1 protein-coding gene is annotated in these 631 nt (G+C 68.3%); it reads left to right on the plus strand.

Annotation, left to right across the window (positions count from 1 at the left end; all coding sequences use genetic code 11):
* Window positions 1-71: 71 nt before the first annotated feature.
* Window positions 72-631 (plus strand): MerR family transcriptional regulator (locus tag E6R62_RS38200; protein ID WP_136217980.1); only part of this gene is annotated, 560 nt, incomplete at its 3' end.

The following is a 631-nucleotide window of genomic DNA, read 5'->3' on the forward strand; positions in this document are numbered from 1 at the left end:
TTGACTTTGCCGTTGCGTCAACTTCTACGGTCGTGTGTGGCCGGAGGGTCCGGTCGGGATGGGAGTCGGTGATGGCCTGGTCGATCGCGGAGGTGGCCCGGATGTCGGGTGTGACGTCGCGGACGCTGCGCCATTACGACGAGGTGGGCCTGTTGCCTCCGGCATGGGTGGGGAGCAACGGCTACCGCTATTACGAGGAGAGCGAGTTGCTGCGGTTGCAGCAGATCCTTGTGATGCGGGAGTTGGGCCTTGGGCTGGTGGAGATCGGGGCGGTGCTGGCCGAGCAGGTCGACCGGGTGGAGGCGCTGCGGGCGCACCACCTGCGACTCGTGGCCGAACGGGACCGCCTGGACACGCTGGCCCGCACCGTCGGCCGCACCATCGCCGAGCTTGAGGAATCAAGGGGCAAGAACGACATGACGAAGATCAACAGGCCGGAGAACCTGTTCGAGGGCTTCGACGGCGCACGCCAGTCGGACGAGGCGCGCGAGCGGTGGCCGCAGGCCTGGGAGCAGTCCCGCCAGGCCATCGAGACGCTCACCGCCGAGGACACGGAGCGGTGGCAGCGCGAGGTGACGGCGCAGATGATCCGCATCGCGGAGTTCATGGCGGCCGGCACCCCGGTGGCCGA

The organism is Streptomyces sp. A1136 (genome assembly GCF_004795055.1).
Lineage (GTDB): Bacteria > Actinomycetota > Actinomycetes > Streptomycetales > Streptomycetaceae > Streptomyces.